This is a genomic window from Pseudomonas canadensis, from assembly GCF_000503215.1.
In the GTDB taxonomy this organism is placed as follows: domain Bacteria; phylum Pseudomonadota; class Gammaproteobacteria; order Pseudomonadales; family Pseudomonadaceae; genus Aquipseudomonas; species Aquipseudomonas canadensis.
Genome location: NZ_AYTD01000005.1, coordinates 153137 through 172735, shown reverse-complemented (window position 1 = coordinate 172735; position 19599 = coordinate 153137). Strand labels below are relative to the sequence as shown.

Annotated in this window: 19 protein-coding genes and 1 rRNA gene; 11 read left to right on the top strand and 9 right to left on the bottom strand. The window is 59.3% G+C overall.

Annotated elements, in window-relative coordinates:
- Positions 1–19: 19 nt before the first annotated feature.
- A 16S ribosomal RNA gene (locus tag U367_RS0104280) occupies positions 20–1556 on the bottom strand.
- Between the two features lie 651 nt (positions 1557–2207).
- On the opposite strand from U367_RS0104280, the gene rhtA reads away from it, so the two are divergent.
- The 4 genes from rhtA to U367_RS0104260 all read left to right on the top strand — a co-directional run bounded on the left by rhtA (position 2208) and on the right by U367_RS0104260 (position 5011).
- Positions 2208–3095: a threonine/homoserine exporter RhtA gene (gene rhtA / locus U367_RS0104275; protein ID WP_028615819.1), complete on the top strand. Its 888-nt coding sequence runs from the start codon at positions 2208–2210 to the stop codon at positions 3093–3095.
- A gap of 164 nt (positions 3096–3259) precedes the next feature.
- On the top strand, positions 3260–3541 hold the full coding sequence (locus U367_RS0104270) for a hypothetical protein (protein ID WP_028615818.1): 282 nt from the start codon (positions 3260–3262) through the stop codon (positions 3539–3541).
- A gap of 111 nt (positions 3542–3652) precedes the next feature.
- A complete protein-coding gene (locus tag U367_RS0104265) occupies positions 3653–4384 on the top strand; it encodes an SDR family oxidoreductase (protein ID WP_028615817.1) in 732 nt (243 codons plus the stop codon).
- A gap of 36 nt (positions 4385–4420) precedes the next feature.
- Positions 4421–5011, top strand: a complete 591-nt coding sequence (locus U367_RS0104260) for a 2-hydroxychromene-2-carboxylate isomerase (protein ID WP_028615816.1) — start codon at positions 4421–4423, stop codon at positions 5009–5011.
- Here the strand turns inward: U367_RS0104260 and U367_RS0104255 are convergent.
- Entirely contained in the window at positions 5008–5994 is a 987-nt protein-coding gene (locus tag U367_RS0104255) for a zinc-dependent alcohol dehydrogenase family protein (RefSeq protein WP_028615815.1), read from the bottom strand. The two genes, U367_RS0104260 and U367_RS0104255, sit on opposite strands and share 4 nt — an antisense overlap.
- A gap of 116 nt (positions 5995–6110) precedes the next feature.
- On the opposite strand from U367_RS0104255, the gene U367_RS0104250 reads away from it, so the two are divergent.
- Entirely contained in the window at positions 6111–7019 is a 909-nt protein-coding gene (locus U367_RS0104250; protein WP_028615814.1) for a LysR family transcriptional regulator, read from the top strand.
- Here the strand turns inward: U367_RS0104250 and U367_RS0104245 are convergent.
- The 3 genes from U367_RS0104245 to U367_RS0104235 form a co-directional block, all read right to left on the bottom strand.
- Positions 7012–8820, bottom strand: a complete 1809-nt coding sequence (locus U367_RS0104245; RefSeq protein ID WP_028615813.1) for an aminopeptidase P family protein — start codon at positions 8818–8820, stop codon at positions 7012–7014. The two genes, U367_RS0104250 and U367_RS0104245, sit on opposite strands and share 8 nt — an antisense overlap.
- Positions 8821–8869: 49 nt before the next feature.
- Positions 8870–10030 (bottom strand): cysteine desulfurase family protein, encoded by a 1161-nt coding sequence (locus U367_RS0104240; protein WP_028615812.1) that lies wholly within the window; start codon positions 10028–10030, stop codon positions 8870–8872.
- A 233-nt stretch (positions 10031–10263) separates the two neighbouring features.
- Entirely contained in the window at positions 10264–10533 is a 270-nt protein-coding gene (locus tag U367_RS0104235) for a hypothetical protein (RefSeq protein WP_028615811.1), read from the bottom strand.
- Between the two features lie 398 nt (positions 10534–10931).
- Here U367_RS0104235 and msuE point away from each other — a divergent pair, with 398 nt between their 5' ends.
- From msuE to U367_RS0104210, 4 genes are all read left to right on the top strand, one after another.
- The gene (msuE, locus tag U367_RS0104225) at positions 10932–11495 is read left to right on the top strand and encodes an FMN reductase (RefSeq protein WP_028615810.1); all 564 of its coding nucleotides are present in this window, start codon (positions 10932–10934) and stop codon (positions 11493–11495) included.
- Between the two features lie 9 nt (positions 11496–11504).
- Positions 11505–12647, top strand: a complete 1143-nt coding sequence (gene ssuD / locus U367_RS0104220; RefSeq protein WP_028615809.1) for an FMNH2-dependent alkanesulfonate monooxygenase — start codon at positions 11505–11507, stop codon at positions 12645–12647.
- Positions 12648–12805: 158 nt separating this feature from the next.
- Positions 12806–13993 (top strand): acyl-CoA dehydrogenase family protein, encoded by a 1188-nt coding sequence (locus U367_RS0104215; RefSeq protein ID WP_028615808.1) that lies wholly within the window; start codon positions 12806–12808, stop codon positions 13991–13993.
- 11 nt (positions 13994–14004) lie between these two features.
- Positions 14005–15108 (top strand): sigma-54 interaction domain-containing protein, encoded by a 1104-nt coding sequence (locus tag U367_RS0104210; RefSeq protein ID WP_028615807.1) that lies wholly within the window; start codon positions 14005–14007, stop codon positions 15106–15108.
- On the opposite strand, the gene U367_RS0104205 is transcribed toward U367_RS0104210, so the two are convergent.
- A complete protein-coding gene (locus U367_RS0104205) occupies positions 15097–15462 on the bottom strand; it encodes an antibiotic biosynthesis monooxygenase (RefSeq protein ID WP_026000062.1) in 366 nt (121 codons plus the stop codon). The two genes, U367_RS0104210 and U367_RS0104205, sit on opposite strands and share 12 nt — an antisense overlap.
- Positions 15463–15563: 101 nt before the next feature.
- On the opposite strand from U367_RS0104205, the gene soxR reads away from it, so the two are divergent.
- Positions 15564–16013, top strand: a complete 450-nt coding sequence (soxR, locus tag U367_RS0104200) for a redox-sensitive transcriptional activator SoxR (protein WP_028615806.1) — start codon at positions 15564–15566, stop codon at positions 16011–16013.
- 123 nt (positions 16014–16136) lie between these two features.
- On the opposite strand, the gene U367_RS0104195 is transcribed toward soxR, so the two are convergent.
- The 3 genes from U367_RS0104195 to U367_RS0104185 are packed head-to-tail and all read right to left on the bottom strand — an operon-like array spanning position 16137 to position 18829.
- Positions 16137–16907, bottom strand: coding sequence for a MetQ/NlpA family ABC transporter substrate-binding protein (locus U367_RS0104195; RefSeq protein WP_028615805.1), 771 nt, complete (start codon positions 16905–16907; stop codon positions 16137–16139).
- Positions 16908–16936: 29 nt separating this feature from the next.
- Entirely contained in the window at positions 16937–17602 is a 666-nt protein-coding gene (locus tag U367_RS0104190; RefSeq protein WP_016980232.1) for a methionine ABC transporter permease, read from the bottom strand.
- 3 nt (positions 17603–17605) lie between these two features.
- Positions 17606–18829: an SfnB family sulfur acquisition oxidoreductase gene (locus tag U367_RS0104185; protein ID WP_028615804.1), complete on the bottom strand. Its 1224-nt coding sequence runs from the start codon at positions 18827–18829 to the stop codon at positions 17606–17608.
- Between the two features lie 227 nt (positions 18830–19056).
- On the opposite strand from U367_RS0104185, the gene U367_RS0104180 reads away from it, so the two are divergent.
- A complete protein-coding gene (locus U367_RS0104180; RefSeq protein ID WP_016980233.1) occupies positions 19057–19518 on the top strand; it encodes a VOC family protein in 462 nt (153 codons plus the stop codon).
- Positions 19519–19599 lie beyond the last annotated feature (81 nt).

Sequence of the window (19599 nt, the reverse complement as noted above, 5' to 3'; positions counted from 1 at the left end):
AGCAGCTGATGTCGTCGATTAAGGAGGTGATCCAGCCGCAGGTTCCCCTACGGCTACCTTGTTACGACTTCACCCCAGTCATGAATCACACCGTGGTAACCGTCCTCCCGAAGGTTAGACTAGCTACTTCTGGTGCAACCCACTCCCATGGTGTGACGGGCGGTGTGTACAAGGCCCGGGAACGTATTCACCGCGACATTCTGATTCGCGATTACTAGCGATTCCGACTTCACGCAGTCGAGTTGCAGACTGCGATCCGGACTACGATCGGTTTTATGGGATTAGCTCCACCTCGCGGCTTGGCAACCCTCTGTACCGACCATTGTAGCACGTGTGTAGCCCAGGCCGTAAGGGCCATGATGACTTGACGTCATCCCCACCTTCCTCCGGTTTGTCACCGGCAGTCTCCTTAGAGTGCCCACCATTACGTGCTGGTAACTAAGGACAAGGGTTGCGCTCGTTACGGGACTTAACCCAACATCTCACGACACGAGCTGACGACAGCCATGCAGCACCTGTCTCAATGTTCCCGAAGGCACCAATCTATCTCTAGAAAGTTCATTGGATGTCAAGGCCTGGTAAGGTTCTTCGCGTTGCTTCGAATTAAACCACATGCTCCACCGCTTGTGCGGGCCCCCGTCAATTCATTTGAGTTTTAACCTTGCGGCCGTACTCCCCAGGCGGTCAACTTAATGCGTTAGCTGCGCCACTAAAAGCTCAAGGCTTCCAACGGCTAGTTGACATCGTTTACGGCGTGGACTACCAGGGTATCTAATCCTGTTTGCTCCCCACGCTTTCGCACCTCAGTGTCAGTATTAGTCCAGGTGGTCGCCTTCGCCACTGGTGTTCCTTCCTATATCTACGCATTTCACCGCTACACAGGAAATTCCACCACCCTCTACCATACTCTAGTCAGTCAGTTTTGAATGCAGTTCCCAGGTTGAGCCCGGGGATTTCACATCCAACTTAACAAACCACCTACGCGCGCTTTACGCCCAGTAATTCCGATTAACGCTTGCACCCTCTGTATTACCGCGGCTGCTGGCACAGAGTTAGCCGGTGCTTATTCTGTCGGTAACGTCAAAACACTAACGTATTAGGTTAATGCCCTTCCTCCCAACTTAAAGTGCTTTACAATCCGAAGACCTTCTTCACACACGCGGCATGGCTGGATCAGGCTTTCGCCCATTGTCCAATATTCCCCACTGCTGCCTCCCGTAGGAGTCTGGACCGTGTCTCAGTTCCAGTGTGACTGATCATCCTCTCAGACCAGTTACGGATCGTCGCCTTGGTGAGCCATTACCTCACCAACTAGCTAATCCGACCTAGGCTCATCTGATAGCGCAAGGCCCGAAGGTCCCCTGCTTTCTCCCGTAGGACGTATGCGGTATTAGCGTTCGTTTCCGAACGTTATCCCCCACTACCAGGCAGATTCCTAGGCATTACTCACCCGTCCGCCGCTCTCAAGAGAAGCAAGCTTCTCTCTACCGCTCGACTTGCATGTGTTAGGCCTGCCGCCAGCGTTCAATCTGAGCCATGATCAAACTCTTCAGTTCAAACATCTTTGGGTTTTTAAGAAACCCTAAACTTGGCTCAGCAATCGTTGGTTACATCTTTGATTTCTCGCGGAGTAACTTGTGATGCTGATAATCTTGTTGACTATCAGTCTGACTCCACAAGTACCCACACGAATTGCTTGATTCAGTTGTTAAAGAGCGATTGGTTAAGATCTTTCATCTCAACCGAGGCGCGCATTCTACAGCAGCCTCATTTGCTGTCAAGTGATTATTTTCAGAAGCTTTCGAAGATTTCTTCAACAACTTCAACCACTTCAACCACTTGCGCTTCCGATCTCTCGTCAGCGGGAGGCGAATTCTACAGCGTTACGCGCTGCTGTCAACACCTCTTTTTCAACTTCCTTTTGGCTTCGATGAACTGAAGCAACCTGCTGCCGAAACCTACATAACTCATTGTTTACCAAGGAGTTTTCCGTTTCGACTGCGCCGGAAGTGGGGCGAATTATAGACGTCTGAAATCTGCCGTCAACTCTTAATTTGTTTTTTCTATCAGAAGGGCTGAAAACCGCTAAATCCGCCTTTTTTAGCCTCTCGATAAGGATAATTGAGCAATATATTGCCCAACCTCAAACAGTTAAGCATCATAGCGCCGACGCTTCTCTTAATATGACTTCGGACGAACACTCCCAAATGACCACCTCCCCCCGCAGCCTGGCCTCGACATTGTTCCCCGTCGGCCTGCTGCTGATCGCCATGGCCTCCATCCAGTCCGGCGCCTCGCTGGCCAAGAGCATGTTCCCTGTCGTCGGCGCACAAGGCACCACGGCGCTGCGCCTGATTTTCGCCAGCGTAATCATGCTGCTTCTATTACGCCCATGGCGCGCCAAGTTGACGGCAAAGTCCCTGCGGACGGTGATCGTCTACGGAATGGCATTGGGCGGCATGAACTTCCTCTTCTATATGTCCTTGCGCAGCGTACCTCTTGGGATTGCGGTCGCCCTGGAGTTCACCGGGCCGCTTGCCGTCGCGATCTATGCCTCTCGGCGCGCCGTCGACTTCCTCTGGATTGCCCTGGCGATCGTCGGCTTGCTCTTACTTATCCCGATGGGCGAAGCGAGCAGCGGTATCGATTTACTGGGTGCGGGTTACGCCCTGGGTGCAGGGGTCTGCTGGGCGCTCTACATTCTGTATGGTCAGAAAGCCGGTAATGACAACGGCGTACAGACCGCCGCCCTTGGCGTAATGATCGCGGCCTTGTTTGTTGCGCCTATCGGTATCGTCCATGCGGGCAGCGCATTGCTGACGCCTGCCCTGATCCCGGTCGCCATCGGTGTCGCCATTCTGTCCACCGCCCTCCCCTACACACTGGAGATGGTTGCACTGACGCGCCTCCCCGCCCGAACTTTCGGCACACTCATGAGCATCGAACCGGCGTTTGGCGCCCTCTCCGGCCTGTTGTTCCTGCACGAACACCTGTCACTCGCACAGTGGCTGGCGATCACGTGCATCATCCTGGCCTCCGTAGGCGCTACTGTGACGATGCGCAGCGAGTCAAAGCCACTGGTACCAGCGGATTGAAGCCTGTTTGAATCTAGCTCTGGTATTTACCATTCATTTAGGCCATGTTTAAGCCGTAAACGAATGTCATTCATGGAGAATTTCGACAAGGACAGCGCGAACGCTACACCCGAGAGCGAGTAAAGCCAGCCTGTAGTATTGCAGGCCGGCTATTAAGGATAGGAATGAAGCGAATTTTGATACTGTTAATGGTCATGGCGATTACCGGTTGTGCCGCGACCACCAAGACAGAAGTGAAACGTGGCAAAAAAGGGCTGCATATCAACTGTTCCGGCCTGTCTTCTTCCTGGGACCAGTGCTACACCAGTGCAACCAACTCTTGCGGCGCCAAGGGCTACCGGGTTATCGCAAAGTCCGGCGACAATTCCGAGGAACCAGGGGACTACCCCTTCGGCCTCAACCCTGCTGGCTACACCAGCCGCAGCATGATCGTCATCTGCAAGTAGTCGCTTGAGCAGTCACCCCCTGACTGCTCTCATTAAATTCCAGCTACAAACCCAGCCCTTCTTGCCGTTGCGTCTAAACTCCTGCTCGACTATCGAGCCAAGAGAGTTCCCATGACGCACAACAAGAAAATCGTATTGGTAGTGGGCGCCGGAGACGCAACGGGTGGCGCCATTGCCAAACGTTTTGCCCGCGAAGGCTACGTGGCGTGTGTCACCCGCCGCAGCGCCGATAAATTGCAGCCGCTGGTAGACAGCATCCACGCGACAGGCGGTGAAGCCCATGGCTTTGCCTGCGATGCCCGTAAAGAAGAAGACGTCATTGCGCTGATCGACCAGATCGAAACCGACCTGGGTCCGATTGAAGCCTTCGTGTTCAACATCGGCGCCAACGTGCCGTGCAGCATCTTGGAAGAAACCGCACGCAAGTATTTCAAGATATGGGAGATGGCTTGCTTCTCCGGGTTCCTGAATGCACGCGAGGTGGCCAAGCGTATGGTCACGCGTAATCGAGGCACCATTCTGTTCACAGGTGCCACCGCAGGATTGCGCGGCGCGGCAGGGTTTGCCGCCTTCGCTGGCGCCAAGCACGGTATCCGGGCACTCGCGCAAAGCATGGCGCGGGAACTGGGGCCCAGGAACATCCACGTCGCCCATGTGGTGGTCGATGGCGCCATCGACACCGACTTCATACGTGACAATTTCCCGCAGAAATACGCGCTCAAGGACCAGGACGGTATCCTCAACCCCGAGCACATCGCCGAGAACTATTGGTACCTGCACAGCCAGCCACGCGACGCCTGGACATTTGAACTGGACCTGCGTCCCTGGAATGAACCCTGGTAAGCACGACCCCACAATAATAAGCAGCGAGCATCGACCATGCGTAAAACCCTGGAATTCTTCTTTGACCTCGGCAGCCCCGCCACCTACCTGGCTTACACCCAGTTACCCGCACTGTGCGCTTCAACCGGTACGCAGCTGATTTATAAGCCCATGTTATTGGGCGGCGTGTTCAAGGCCACGGGCAACGCCTCTCCCATCACCGTTCCCGCCAAAGGTCGCTACATGTTTGATGACCTGGCGCGCTATGCCCGCCGCTACAACGTACCGCTCAAGTTCAATCCGCACTTTCCCATCAACACCCTGGTGTTGATGCGTGCAGTGACCGGCATCCAGCTGCGTCAACCCGAGCACTTTGACGCCTTTGTGGATTGCCTGTTCCGCGCGCTCTGGGAAGACGGTCGCCACTTGGGAGATCCCGTCGTTGTGGCTGCCGTGCTAACCGAGCATGGTTTCGATCCGGAGGAGGTCCTGGCCTTGGCCAATGACGAAGCGGTAAAGGCCGCCCTCAAGGACAACACCGAACACGCCGTGAAACGCGGTGTGTTCGGTGCGCCCAGCCTATTTGTAGGCAACCAGCTGTTCTTCGGTCAGGACCGTCTGGATTTTGTGCGTGAAGCACTGACTTAAATCTCAATCGCCAAGCGCCCTTGCGCGCCGCTTGCGAGCACATCGTAGGCGGCGTTCGCACTGTGCAAATTGAATGCACGCCCATCCAGGATCGGCTTGAGCTTACCGGCATCGATCAAGCGCGCGGCCTCGGCAAGAATCTGCCCGTGATGCTCACGCCCCTTACCGGTCAGCAACGGCAGCAAGGTGAACACACCCGAGTAGGTCGCCCCACGAAACGACAATGGGGCCAGGCTGTGTTGCCCCCATCCCAGGCAACTCACGACATGACCGTGATAGGTCTTGGCGGCTCGAAAGGATGCATCCAGCGTTTCGCCGCCGACAGTGTCATACACAATGTCGAAGCCTTCGCCCGCGGTGTGCTGCGCGACGTACTCTTCGACCGTCTGCTGCTGATAGTCGATAAACGTCGCACCCAGCCCCTCGATTACTGAGCGATGCTTGGCGGATCCCGTGGCATACACCTGCGCTCCGCGAGCAATCGCCAACTGCACTGCAACATGCCCTACACCGCCCGCGCCGCCTTGGATCAGTACTTTGTGCCCGGAGCCTACATGCGCCCGGTCCACCAAGCCCTCCCACGCAGTGATCAGCACCAGCGGCAATACCGCCGCTTCACGCATGCTCAACACCTCAGGTTTCTTCGCCAGCAAGCGGACATCGACGGCCGCGTACTCGGCCAATGAGCCCTGTGCGCCACCAATGCCGGTCGCCAACCCATAGACATCATCGCCCACATGCCAATCACCGACGTCAGGACCTACCGCTTCCACGGTACCTGCCACATCCATACCGAGCACTGCCGGTAATGGCTGCCGGGCGTGGGCAGCCTGGCCTGCGCGGATTTTCCCGTCCAAAGGGTTAAGGCCACTGGCGCTGATTCGGACCAGGACTTGGCCAACGCCTGCTACCGGTTTGGGAATTGTCGTCAGCCAGAATGGCGCGTCCACGGCATCCACAATCAAAGCGTGCATATCAGTCATGTTGGCGATCTCGCGTCATCGAAGAATGAAATCAATGATCCGCCAGCCAATTCATGCTGATAAGACACCAAAAGACTATAGTTCCTATGCTTAATAGGCATGAGTTGGAACCCCCAATGGATAAACTCAACGCAATGGCGATTTTCGTTCGAGTGATCGAACGCGGCAGCTTTTCCGCCGTCGCCCGGGAAATGCAAACTACCCAACCCACCATCAGCAAAGTCCTGCGCGCCTTGGAAACCGAACTGGGTGGCAAGCTGATTGCCCGCAGTACACGTCAACTGTCCCTGACCGACGAAGGTCAGCGGTACTACAGCCATTGTCGTGAAATCCTCGCCGCCGTGGACGCCGCCGAACACAGTTTCCAGACCGGCAAAGAGGCGATCGCCGGCCCATTACGCGTGGGTTCGTCGGTAAGTTTCGGCCGCCTGCAGATTGCTGCACGCTTGAGCGATTTCCTGCAGAAATACCCTGACGTACAAGTAGACCTGCAACTCAACGATCACCTGCAAGACATGGTCAGCGAAGGCTTGGACGTAACCCTGCGAATCGGTGAACTGCGCGACAGCGGCTTGATCGCCAGGCAAATCGGCACCACCCACCGCGTCACCCTGGCCAGCCCGGCCTACCTGGCCAAACATCCCACGCCGAAAACCCCGCAGGATCTCAGCCAGCACAACTGCCTGCTGTTCAACCTGCTCAGCAGCCAGAACCAGTGGGTTTATGAAAAGAATGGCGCGCGACACAGCGTGCGCATCACCGGCAACGCCCAGAGCAACAACTCCGAAGCGGTGCGGGAGATGGTGTTGACGGGGCTTGGCATTGCGCTGTCGCCCCTGTGGTTGTTCCATGACGATTTGAAAGCCGGCCGCGTGATTGCGGTATTGCAGGACTACACCCCGCAACCACTGCCGATCCATGCGGTGTCAGCACCCAATCGCCGGCAATCGGCCCGGGTCAAGGCATTCGTCGACTATATGGCCGACGCTTTGGCCCAGGCCCCCGAACTGCAGGCGGTCAAATAGCCGCAGTGCGCACCTGCAACCATTCAAGCGCGGCACCGTCGAGCAATGGACTCAAACGCTCACGTACCTCGGCATGGTAAGCGTTGAACCACTCACGCTCGTCTACCGTCAGCAGCGACGGTTCCAGGCAGCGCGTGTCGATCGGACACAGGGTCAGGGTTTCAAACTTGAGGAACTCGCCGAACTCGGTCTTGCCGGCTTCGCGGTTCAGCACCAGGTTCTCGATACGCACGCCCCAGCGTCCCGGACGGTAAGTGCCCGGTTCGATGGAGGTGATCATCCCCGGCTGCATCGCCGTTTGCGGCGCAGTGGCCGCCTGATAGGCAATCACTTGCGGACCTTCATGCACATTGAGGAAATAGCCTACGCCGTGCCCGGTACCGTGGCCGTAGTCCACGCCTTCGGCCCAGATCGGCGCGCGAGCAATGGCGTCCAGCAGCGGTGACAGGATGCCTTTCGGGAAATGCGCACGGGACAAAGCAATCACGCCCTTGAGCACGCGGGTGCAGTCGCGCTTCTGTTCCTCACTCGGCGTACCGATTGGCACCATCCGCGTGATATCCGTGGTGCCGCCGAGGTACTGGCCGCCCGAATCGATCAGCAGCAGGCCATCGCCTTCGATCACAGCGTGCTCTTCTTCAGTGGCGTGGTAATGCGGCATCGCACCGTTGGCGTTGTAGGCGGCGATGGTGTTGAAACTCAGCGACACATAACCCGGGCGACGGGTGCGCGCAGCGGTCAGGTGTTCGTCGATGGTCAGTTCGGTGATACGTTCGCGACCCAGCGCACTGTCCAGCCAGGCGAAGAATTCGCACAGCGCCGCGCCATCCTGCTCCATGGCTTGGCGGATGTGCTCCGCGTCGGCCAGGCTCTTGCGCGACTTGGCAAGTGTCGTCGGGTTGAGGCCTTCGATCAGCTTGACGCCGGCATCGAGATTTTCCAGCAAGCCAGCGGTAACGCGAGCCGGATCGACCTGCAAACTGGCGCCCGCCGGCACCGTACGCAAGGCATCCGCCACTTCGCTGTAGTCGCGCAGCGTCACGCCATCCTGTTCCAGCACCGCCCGCAGCTCGGCATCGACTTTGCTCAGCGCCACGAACAACGTGGCCTGCTGTTGATTGATCAATGCAAAGGACACAAACACTGGGTTGAACGAAACATCCCCTCCACGCAGGTTGAACAGCCAGGCGATGTCGTCCAGGGTCGCGATGAAGTGCCAGTCGGCGCCCTTCTCTTTCAAGGCCGCACGCAGCGAGGCGAGTTTCGCACCACGGCTGACGGTGGCCTGAGGCGGCAGGTGTTGATAGATCGGCTGGTTCGGCAGTGTCGGACGGTCTTTCCAGACTTCATCCAACAGGTCGATATCAGTACGCAGTTGTGCACCGCGCTCTGCCAATTTGCCGCCCAAGGTACGCGCCGAGGCCACGGCCATCACTGCACCGTCCACCGCGACGACGCCACCTTCCGGCGTCTGCTCGGCCAGCCACTCCAGCGGTCCGGGTTGGCCCGGCTGCAGTTTCACCAATTCGATGCCGCTGCCCTTGAGTTCCTTGGTCGCTTGTTCCCAGTAACGGCTATCGGCCCACACGCCGGCGAAATCCGCAGTGACAATCAGCGTCCCCACCGAACCATGAAACCCCGACAACCATTGCCGCCCCTGCCAATAGCCCGGCAGGTACTCGGACAAGTGCGGGTCGGCCGACGGCACCAGCAGGGCGTGAATGCCCTCGCGGTTCATCAGTTCACGGGTGTGCGCCAGGCGCTGGGGAACCGTTCCATGGGTCAAAGGCTGCGTACTCATTGTGTCTCCTGCTAACCACGAATAATTATTATGTGTTGCGATAAATGAATCAGACCGCCCAGAACGCCGGTGCACTGGCCAGGGCCGCCTTGATCAATTGCACCGCCTGGTCGATATCCTGCTCGGTGGTAAACCGGCCGAGGCTCAAGCGAATGGTGCGGCCGGCGCTGCGTGCATCATGGCCCAACGCCAGGAGCACGTGGGACGGCGCATTGCTCGCCGAATTACAGGCCGAGGTCGCGGAAAACGCGATCCCCGCACTCAACGCAGCGGCATTGAATTCACCTTCGCCAAACGTGAGGCTCAGGGTATGTGGAATACGCTGCGTCGCGCTGCCATTGAGGCGCACGCCGGCCACCGCTTCCAACTGATCCAGCAAGCGCTGACGCAAGGCGACGATTACCGCCTTTTCTTCAGTAAAAGACGCCGCCGCCAGGGCAAACGCGGTGCCCATGCCGGCAATCTGATGGGTCGCCAGAGTGCCGGAGCGCAAACCGCCTTCGTGACCGCCGCCGTGAATCTGCGCCAACACCTTCTGCTGCGCCCGTGGGCCGACGTACAACGCGCCGATCCCTTTGGGGCCATACAACTTGTGGGCCGAAAACGACATAAGGTCCACTGGCCATTGCGCCAGATCGATTGCCACCTTGCCCGCGCCCTGCGCCGCATCCACATGCAACAACGCGCCGTGTTCACGCACTCGCGCGCCGATGGCGGGGATGTCGTTGAGGGTGCCCAGTTCGTTGTTCACCAGCATCAGCGAAACCAGGAACGTGTCTTCACGCAAGGCTTCGCTGACGGCATCGGCACTGATCAGCCCATCGGCATCCGGCACCAGGTACGTGACGGCCACGCCGGCTTCCTGCAGTTGCCGGGCGGTATCCAACGTGGCCTTGTGTTCGATCTGGCTGGTGATGATATGCCCACCCGCCACGCCCCGTGCCTGGGCCACGCCCTTGATTGCAAGGTTGTTGGATTCGGTGGCGCCGGAGGTCCAGACGATTTGCTCGGGGTTGGCACCGACCAATTCGGCCACCTGGCGACGCGCGTGCTCGACCGTATGCCGCGCCGCCTGGCCGAACGCATGGGAACTGGACGCGGGGTTACCGAAATTGGCATTGAAGCCCAGACACTCGACCATTACCTGGATGACCCGCTCATCCACCGGGGTGGTGGCGGCGTAGTCGAAATACAGCGGACGTTTATTCATGACGTTAAAAACTCGCAGAGCAGGTTCCCGAGAGCAGCGTCTCAGGGGCACGGACCGGAACTGAGGTCGTCAGGTTTAACCGATCGAATACCATTAAAGAAGGACCACTTTATGTAAATGTGCGTAGGAACGCTCCTGAAATTCAGCTTAACAGGCTGAAGTCGCACCATGGCAAACAAAAAGCCCGAGGTTCCTTAGGGGAATCCTCGGGCTTTGTGCCGTCAGGCGCGGGATCAACTGGGACGACCATGCAGGGTCACGCTCCGTTCGGCATTCATTTCGCCCTGGCGATCAAAGCCGAAAGGCTTCTGTGGCTGTCCGGTCAGCGCGGCGCGCTGTTGTTGGTATTCATCAAACGACAAACCACGACGACTCAATGCTTCCAGGGCCAACTGCTTGGTTTCTTCCGCCGTGTAGGGGCGCAATTCTGGCGAAGGATGGGTCGCACATCCGGCGAGGACTGAGCTGACAATCAATAAGGAAACAGCGAGGAATCGGTTCATGGCGGCGGCCCTGCAAAGGAGGTTTCGAGTCAATGAACACAGGCTACTCCCGGCCCCGCACGGTGAAAAATCACCTGCCTTGATAGTCGCTATCAACCGCCAAGACACCTCCAATAGCAAGACCTCCATATTTCTTTATGATCTATAAATATGGAAATACGTTCATTTACGGAATAAATCCAACCCTCTATAACGGGTGCTACGCCGCATCGGCACTGTTGCCCACGCAACTGTTGCCAGCGCAACAGCCAATCAACAAATCACCAGCCAGACAACAGCGACACTTTTCGGCAGCAAGCCTGCAACCCACGCCAATCAAGGCTCGCGCCCGTTGGTATAGCTCTTGCTCAACAGGTTGCACCTACCGTTCTGCACCTCTGTTGAAAAAGGAACTGTTCATGACCCGTCCCCTGAATGTCGTTGCCCTCTCCGGTGGAACCTGGCGCCCGTCACGCACCCTGGTGCTGACCCAAGCGGTGCTCGCCGAACTGGCCACGTTGCTGCCGATCCAGACCACCCTGATCGAACTGGGCGACATTGCCCGACCTCTGGGAGGTGCGCTGTCCCGCGACGAACTGCCGGCAGACGTCGAATCCCAACTGTTGGCCATCGAACAGGCCGACCTGCTGATCGTCGCTGCGCCGGTGTATCGCGGCTCCTACCCCGGCCTGCTCAAGCATCTGTTCGACTTGATCGGCCTCAATGCCCTGATCAACACGCCGGTACTGCTTGCCGCCACCGGCGGCAGCGAACGCCACGCGCTGGTGCTCGATCATCAACTGCGCCCGCTGTTCAGCTTTTTCCAGGCATTGACCTTGCCGATCGGTGTGTATGCCACCGAAGCCGACTTCACCGACTACCAAATAACCAGTGAACTCTTAAAAGCCCGTATTCAACTGGCGGCAGAACGTGCAGCGCCTTTGTTTGCAGCGCACTCCCTCTCTCTGTTGAAAATCGCTTAAGGATTGGTCATGGATGTTTTCTGGTTTCTACCCACACATGGCGACGGGCATTACCTGGGCACCACCCAAGGTGCGCGGCCGGTCACCCTTAATTACCTGAAACAAGTAGCTCAGGCCGCTGACAATCTCGGCTACCACGGCGTGCTGATTCCCACCGGGCGTTCGTGCGAAGACTCCTGGGTCATCGCCTCGGCGCTGGTGCCGCTGACCGAACGCCTGCGTTACCTGGTAGCGATTCGTCCGGGCATCATCTCGCCGACTGTTTCTGCCCGCATGGCGGCAACCTTGGATCGCCTGTCCAACGGTCGCTTGCTGATCAACGTGGTGACCGGCGGCGACCCGGATGAAAACCGTGGCGACGGCAGTTTCCTCGACCACAGTGAACGTTACGAAGTCTCCGATGAATTCCTACAGATCTGGCGTCGTGTGTTGCAAGGCGAATCGGTAGATTTCGAAGGCAAACACCTGCGCGTGCAGAACGCCAAGGCGCTTTACCCACCGGTGCAGAAGCCTTATCCACCGCTGTATTTTGGCGGATCCTCCGACGCCGCCCACGACCTTGCCGCCGAGCAGGTCGACGTCTACCTGACCTGGGGCGAACCGCCTGCCGCCGTCGCAGAAAAACTCGCGGACGTGCGTGAACGCGCCGCACGCCACGGGCGCACGGTGAAATTCGGCATTCGCCTGCATGTGATCGTGCGCGAAACCGAAGAAGACGCCTGGAAAGCCGCCGACAAACTCATCGAGCACATCAGCGACGAAACCATTGCCGCCGCGCAAAAATCCTTCTCGCGTTTTGACTCCGAAGGTCAGCGGCGCATGGCCGCCCTGCACGACGGGCGCCGCGACAACCTGGAAATCGCCCCCAACCTGTGGGCCGGCGTCGGCCTGGTGCGCGGCGGTGCCGGCACGGCGTTGGTGGGCAATCCGCACCAAGTCGCCGAGCGCATCAAGGAATACGCGGACTTGGGGATCGAGAGTTTCATCTTCTCCGGCTATCCGCACCTGGAAGAGGCGTATCGCTTCGCCGAACTGGTGTTCCCGCTGCTGCCGGAACCCTACGCCAGCCTGGCCGGACGTGGCGTCACCAACCTCACTGGCCCGTTTGGCGAAATGATTGCCAACGATGTACTGCCAACGACAAAGGCCTGAACCGCTGCTCTTCTGTAGGAGCCGGCTTGTTGTGGTGAGTAGGGCTTGTCCCCCGACGGGTTCGCCGCCGATGCAAGGGGGCTGCTTCGCAGCCCAGCGCAGGGCAAGCCTGCTCACCACAGCAAGCCAGCTCCTACAAGGAAAATAGAGGAAACCCCGTGACAGCCAAACCCCACAGCGTCCTGCCCTCCCCCTTGCAGACCGCCAAACTGCTGGCCGCCGAATTCGCCCTCACCGCCGTCGAGCGCGACGAGCGCGGCGGCACGCCCAAAGCCCAACGTGACGCCCTGCGCCACAGCGGCCTGCTGGCCCTGAGCATCCCCACCCAATACGGCGGCCTCGGCGCACGCTGGAGCGAAACCCTGGGCATCGTGCGCGAATTCGCCAAGGTCGACAGCTCCATCGCCCATGTCTTCGGCTTCCACCACCTGATGCTTGCCACCGTGCGCCTGTTTGCGCGCCCGGACCAATGGCAACCCTGGTTCGAACAGACCGCGCGCAAAAACTGGTTCTGGGGCAACGCCCTCAACCCGCTGGACACCCGCACGGTGGTCAAGGATTTCGGCGGCTGGCGCGAGTTCTCCGGCAAAAAGAGCTTCTGCTCCGGCGCCAGCGACTCGGAAATGCTGATCGCCTCGGCGGTGGACGAAACCGCCGGCGGCAAGCTGCTGATCGCCGCAATCCCGAGCGGGCGCAGCGGCATCACCTTGCACAACGACTGGAACAATATCGGCCAGCGCCAGACCGACAGCGGCAGCGCCAGCTTCGAACGGGTGCGTGTCGAAGAATCCGAATTGCTGCTCGATCCCGGCCCACTGAGTACGCCCTTTGCCTGCCTGCGCCCGCTAATCGCCCAGTTGACCTTCACGCATATGTTTCTCGGCATTGCCGAAGGTGCCTTCGAAGAAGCGCGCAACTACACCCTGACCGAAACCCGCGCCTGGCATAAGTCTTCGGCTGAAGACGTGCGCCAAGACCCTTACGTGCTGCATCACTACGGTGAGTTCTGGGTCGCCCTGGAAGGTATCCGCCTGCTGGTGGAGCACGCCGCAGAGTTGCTCGACCAAGCCTGGGCCAAGGGCCCGAACCTCAGCGAAACCGAGCGCGGCCAGCTAGCCATTGCCATCGCCACCGCCAAAGTCGCCGCCACCCGTCAGGGTCTGGACTTGTGCAGTCGGTTGTTCGAAGTCACTGGCGCGCGCTCCACCCACGCCTCGCTACGGCTGGACCGCCACTGGCGCAACCTGCGTACGCAGACCCTGCACGATCCGGTGGACTACAAACTTCACGAACTGGGGGATTGGGCGTTGAACCAATCCCTGCCAATTCCTACGTTCTATTCCTAAGAGAGGTGCCCATGCAGCTGTTGACCCTACCGCCCTCGCCCGCACTCGCGACGTCGATCCGCGCCACGGCCCAGGTCTTCGAAGATCCGAAATCCCAGGCATTGCTCGACCATATCCAGCAAGTGGCGCCGAGCGAAGCCAGCGTGCTGATCATCGGCGAGACCGGCACCGGTAAAGAGCTGGTGGCGCGCCACATCCATAACCTCAGCGCGCGGCGCAACCGACCGTTTGTGGCGGTGAACTGCGGGGCATTCTCCGAATCCCTGGTGGAAGCCGAGCTGTTCGGCCATGAAAAAGGCGCCTTCACCGGCGCCCTCAGTGCCAAGGCGGGTTGGTTTGAAGAGGCAGACGGCGGCACCCTGTTCCTGGATGAGATCGGCGATTTGCCGATGGCAATCCAAGTGAAGCTGCTGCGCGTGCTACAAGAGCGTGAAGTCGTACGCCTGGGTTCGCGTAAGAGCATTCCGATTGATGTGCGCGTATTGGCCGCGACCAACGTGCAACTGGAAAAGGCCATCAACGCCGGGCATTTCCGTGAAGACCTCTATTATCGCCTCGACGTGGTCAGCCTGGAACTCAGCCCGTTGCGCGAGCGCCCCGGCGATATCCTGCCGCTGACCCGGCACTTCATCGAAGCCTACAGCCAGCGCCTGGGCTACGGCCCGATCACGATCAGTCGTGAGGCCGAGCACAAACTCAAGAGCTACAGCTGGCCCGGCAACATCCGCGAGCTGGAGAACGTGATTCACCATACCTTGTTGATCTGCCGTAACGGCGTGATCGAACGGGACGACCTGCGCCTGTCGAACATGCGCATCGAACGCCAGGACGACAGCCAGCACAGCACCGACAATAGCGCCGAAGCCTTGCTCGCGCGCGCCTTCCAGAAGCTGTTCGAGGAACAGGCCGGCGCCCTGCACGAAAAGGTCGAGGACGCCCTGCTACGTGCCGCCTATCGCTTCAGCCATTACAACCAGGTACACACCGCCAACCTGTTGGGCTTGAGCCGCAACGTCACACGCACGCGCCTGATCAAGATCGGCGAGCTGGCGGTGAACAAGCGCCGACCCGGTGAAAACGTGCAAGGCGAGCGCATGCTGCATTTATCCATTTAGGCGGCAGTGCAGCGCGTTGTCATGGCTGCGCTCGAAACTGCGCAGCACCTGGAACGAACCGAAGGTGACCGCCGTGGCCTGATGGGCGCGGATCAGCGTCCAGAAATCTTCCTCGCCATGCTCAAAGCACTGGAAAGCCGCCTCGCCGTCTTCACGCGAGCGCCATTGCAGGTAGTTGAGCACCCGCCGTCCGTCATCACTGACCTGCACACTTGCATTGATAAAGCCGCCGTGGCCCTGGGCCAGGCGTTCGCTTTGGGTGGTCAAGGCCGCCACCAGGGCGACTTGCTGCTGGGGCTCGATCTGAAATTCAATCAATTGAGTGAAGCTGCGATTTTTCTCTGATACCTGCATGAACACTCCCCTTCCTCTGTAGGCAGAATCTTGCGATTCGATGCCACGCAGGGTAAAACCTCTAGTTAAGTCAAGGTCAAGCGTTGTCTGGGAGTTTTTTCATGCTCAACAAAGAACTTACCGTCGGCCAACTGGCCGCCCGCAGCGGCGTGGCGGTCACAGCCCTGCATTTCTATGAAACCAAGGGGCTGATCAAGAGCAATCGCAATGCCGGCAACCAGCGGCGCTATCCGCGGGATGTGCTGCGGCGCGTGGTGGTGATCAAGATTGCCCAGCGTTTGGGCATACCACTGGCAACGATCGGCGAGGCGTTGCAGGCCTTGCCGGATGGGCGTACGCCCACGGCGCAGGATTGGGATCGTTTGTCCGCACTGTGGCGGGAAGACCTGGATGAGCGCATCAATAAACTGATGCTGCTGCGGGACAAGCTCAATGGCTGTATTGGGTGCGGGTGCCTGTCGATGGAGGCGTGCCCGTTGCGTAATCAGGATGACAAGCTCGGCGAGTGCGGGCCAGGTGCACAGTTGTTGGAGCCCACCCCCAAATCCTGAAGTGACAATCCAATCAAGGTGGGAGCTGGCTTGCCTGCGAAAGCGGTGTATCAGTAGCAGATGTGCAAGCTGACCCACCGCTTTCGCAGGCAAGCCAGCTCCCACAGTTGATCGGTGTTGGACTCAGAACCCAGGGGCAATCTGGCCTTTGTAACGGGTCAGGATGAACTGGCGCACCTCATCGGAATTCAACACCTTGGCCAGTTTCTGGATGCGCGGGTCGTTGATGTTATCCGGCCGCGCCACCAGGTACTCGACGTACAGCGACTTGCCCTTCTCCACGATCAACGCGCTGTTGGTATCGATCCCCGCTTCCAGGGCGTAGTTGGCAAACACAAACGCCAAATCCACCTGGCTCACCGAACGGGCCAGCAAGGCGCCTTCCAGTTCGCGAATCTTCAAGTGCTTGGGGTTATCCGCAATATCGCGCGGCGTGCTCAGGGTGTTGCTCGGGTCTTTGAGCTTGATCAGGCCCGCCTCATCCAGCAGCACCAGGGCGCGGCCAGTGTTGACCGGGTCGTTGGGGATCGACACCGTGGCACCGTCCTTCAGCTCCGCGATGTTTTTGATCTTGGTCGAATACGCGCCAAAGGGTTCGATATGCACACCCACCACCGGCACCAGGTCGGTGTGACGGGTTTTGTTGTAATCATCGAGGAACGGGCGGTATTGGTAATAGTTGGCGTCGATGTTCTTCAACGACAGTTGTTGATTGGGCTGGATGAAGTCGGTGAAGACTTTGATCTGTAAGTCCACGCCCTCCTTGGCCAGCACCGGTTTGACGAACTCGAGGATTTCCGCATGGGGCACTGGGGTCGCACCGACCACCAGCTTTTCATTGGCAACGGCATTCAACGACAGGACAGCGGCCAAAATGGCCAGGGACTTTTTCATACATGCTCCGAAGGCAGTTGTTATAGGAATCAACGGCGGCTGTAACGCGCCACCAAACGGTCACCGGTCATCTGCAGCGCCTGCACCAGCACCAACAGCAGCACCACGGTGACCACCATTACGTCGGTCTGAAAACGCTGGTAGCCATAGCGAATCGCCAAATCACCCAAACCACCGCCACCGATCACGCCGGCCATGGCGGTGTAGTCCACCAGCACAATCGCGGTCACGGTCACTGCCGCCAGCAGCCCGCCTCGGGCCTCCGGCAGCAGGGTGTGGCGGATTACCTGCCAGGTGCTGGCGCCCATGGACTGGGTGGCCTCGACCACGCCGCGATCCACCTCGCGCAGCGCGGTTTCCACCAGCCGCGCAAAGAACGGCGTACAGCCCACCACCAGCGGCGGGATGGTGCCCGGCACGCCGAGGGAGGTGCCCACCAGCAAGGTAGTCAGCGGGATCAACACGATCAGCAGGATGATGAACGGCAGCGAACGCAGCACATTGACCACCACCGACAACAACCGATACACCACCAGCGCCTCGTGCAACTGGCGCTTGCCGGTGAGAAACAGCAGCACGCCCAGGGGCAACCCCAGCAGCACGGTAAAACCCAGCGCAGCGGCAAGCATGCTCAGGGTTTCCAGGCAGGCCTGGCCGATGTCGGCCCAGTAGATGTTCTTGAACAGTTCGGCCATGGATCACGACCAGTCATGGCGCGGCGGCCTGGCACCGTTGAGCAACCAATTGCCCACCACGTGGTACTTCCAGCGCACCGGGTCGTGCAAGGTGTGGACCCGCGCGTTGCGCCAGTGGCGGTCGAAGTTGTGCTTCTTCAAGGTGGAACGAGTGCCACCCAGTTCGAACAGTTTGTTGCTGGCTTCAATCGCGACTTCAGTGGTCAGCACTTTGGCGCGGGCGACGGCCAGAGACGCGTGGGCGACGTTGTCTTCATCTGGAGCAGGGCGCGCGGCGTCCAGGGCAAAGCCGGCGCGGTCGAGCAAGGCTTCGGCGGCTTCCAGGCGAATATCCAGGGCACCGACCTGAATGATGGTGAGTGGATCCTCACTGGCTTTTTCCACCGCGGCGTCGATCCATGGCCGGGCGAATTGCTGCACGAACTGCACCGTGTCACGCAGCGCGGCGCGGGCAATGCCAGCGTCGATGGCGGCAGTGGTCAATTGTGCGAAAGGCCCGGCCAACGTTGGGGAATCGTAGGATTTATGCGTGGGAAACAGATTGAACGCCGGCACCCGCAGATCCTGTGCCAGCACCGTCCCGCTGGAAGTGGTGCGTTGGCCCATGCTGTCCCAATCGTCAACCACCACCAGCCCTTCGGTGCCACGCGGCACAAAGGCCAACTGGGCATTTTGCTGTTCATCCAGCGCCAGCACCGCCAGCCAATGGGCGTACAGCGAACCGGTGCAATAGCCCTTGCGCCCGTTGATCACATAGCCGTCGCCTTCGCGGCGAATAGTGGCCTGGATGTCCTGCACGTGCTTGCCGCCGGTTTCCGACAGCGCATTGGCAAACCGGTGACCTTGCAACGCCAGGCCAAAGAAGTGTGCCTGTTGCTCGGGCGTACCTTGCAGGCGGATATCTTCCAGCAGGCAGTAGTGGTTCTGCGGGATCTGCCCCAATGACGGGTCGGCTGCCGAAATAATCGCGATCACCTGGGCCAGCACCGCGTAAGACACCTGCGCCCCGCCGAACGCGCGCGGCACACTGATGCCCCACAGGCCGCTGTTGGAATACAGGTCCACCACCTCGGCGGGCACCTGGCGAGTGCGGTCGCGCTCGGCGTCCTGTTCCAGGAGGACGGCGGCGACGCGGTGGGCGACGGCAATCGCCTCGGCTGCATCGCGGATCAATGCGGCATGGGGCGTGTGGATCGGGTAATCGGCAGACACAGGCAGTACAGACATACAACGCTCTCGGGCGAATGGTTTGCCAGAGGTATTGCAGCTTCTGTGCCGGGTCCAAAACCGCGGGTTTGGCCTTAAAAACCCGCCCGGGTCCGCTTATGGCGCAGCAAACTGCCTGCTCGCTGTTGCCTGGCAGACACCTCGTCGGTTGCCTGCAGGCCCCGCCATACGTGGCCTATAGTGAAAAGACCGTGCCTCCACAACCACAACAACCCAAGGAGAACGAAATGAGCGTTAAACCCATTCCCGAGGGTTTCCACAGCGTCACGCCCTACCTGGGCGTCGAAAAAGCTGCCGAAGCCATCGAGTTCTACAAGAAAGCCTTTGGCGCCATCGAAGCCATGCGCCTGGACATGCCCGACGGTAGAGTCGGCCACGCCGAGCTGCGCATCGGTGACTCGCCGATCATGCTGGGTTCTCCCTGCGATGAAAGTGCGTTTGGCAGCCCGCGTGATGGCCACACCAGCGTCGGTTTGCATGTGTATGTCAATGACGTCGACGCGCAATACAAACAAGCCATCGCAGCCGGTGGCACACCGATCTCCGAACCCAAGGACCAGTTCTACGGCGATCGCTCCGGCACGCTGAAGGATCCATTCGGCCATGTGTGGTTCCTGGCCACCCACAAGGAAGACCTGACTGAAGCGCAGATTCGCCAGCGCGCGATGGAGATGTTCAAGCAAGCCTGAGCCTTTGTAGGAGCGAGCTTGCTCGCGAAAAACGCCATGACAATGCCTGCATTCAGGAGGCCGGCGTTATCGTTGACCTTC

Coding starts and splice junctions, on each gene's coding strand:
- rhtA (WP_028615819.1), top strand. CDS start 2,208: ATGACCACCTCCCCCCGCAGCCTGGCCTCGACATTGTTCCCCGTCGGC.
- U367_RS0104270 (WP_028615818.1), top strand. CDS start 3,260: ATGAAGCGAATTTTGATACTGTTAATGGTCATGGCGATTACCGGTTGT.
- U367_RS0104265 (WP_028615817.1), top strand. CDS start 3,653: ATGACGCACAACAAGAAAATCGTATTGGTAGTGGGCGCCGGAGACGCA.
- U367_RS0104260 (WP_028615816.1), top strand. CDS start 4,421: ATGCGTAAAACCCTGGAATTCTTCTTTGACCTCGGCAGCCCCGCCACC.
- U367_RS0104255 (WP_028615815.1), bottom strand. CDS start 5,994: ATGACTGATATGCACGCTTTGATTGTGGATGCCGTGGACGCGCCATTC.
- U367_RS0104250 (WP_028615814.1), top strand. CDS start 6,111: ATGGATAAACTCAACGCAATGGCGATTTTCGTTCGAGTGATCGAACGC.
- U367_RS0104245 (WP_028615813.1), bottom strand. CDS start 8,820: ATGAGTACGCAGCCTTTGACCCATGGAACGGTTCCCCAGCGCCTGGCG.
- U367_RS0104240 (WP_028615812.1), bottom strand. CDS start 10,030: ATGAATAAACGTCCGCTGTATTTCGACTACGCCGCCACCACCCCGGTG.
- U367_RS0104235 (WP_028615811.1), bottom strand. CDS start 10,533: ATGAACCGATTCCTCGCTGTTTCCTTATTGATTGTCAGCTCAGTCCTC.
- msuE (WP_028615810.1), top strand. CDS start 10,932: ATGACCCGTCCCCTGAATGTCGTTGCCCTCTCCGGTGGAACCTGGCGC.
- ssuD (WP_028615809.1), top strand. CDS start 11,505: ATGGATGTTTTCTGGTTTCTACCCACACATGGCGACGGGCATTACCTG.
- U367_RS0104210 (WP_028615807.1), top strand. CDS start 14,005: ATGCAGCTGTTGACCCTACCGCCCTCGCCCGCACTCGCGACGTCGATC.
- U367_RS0104205 (WP_026000062.1), bottom strand. CDS start 15,462: ATGCAGGTATCAGAGAAAAATCGCAGCTTCACTCAATTGATTGAATTT.
- soxR (WP_028615806.1), top strand. CDS start 15,564: ATGCTCAACAAAGAACTTACCGTCGGCCAACTGGCCGCCCGCAGCGGC.
- U367_RS0104195 (WP_028615805.1), bottom strand. CDS start 16,907: ATGAAAAAGTCCCTGGCCATTTTGGCCGCTGTCCTGTCGTTGAATGCC.
- U367_RS0104190 (WP_016980232.1), bottom strand. CDS start 17,602: ATGGCCGAACTGTTCAAGAACATCTACTGGGCCGACATCGGCCAGGCC.
- U367_RS0104185 (WP_028615804.1), bottom strand. CDS start 18,829: ATGTCTGTACTGCCTGTGTCTGCCGATTACCCGATCCACACGCCCCAT.
- U367_RS0104180 (WP_016980233.1), top strand. CDS start 19,057: ATGAGCGTTAAACCCATTCCCGAGGGTTTCCACAGCGTCACGCCCTAC.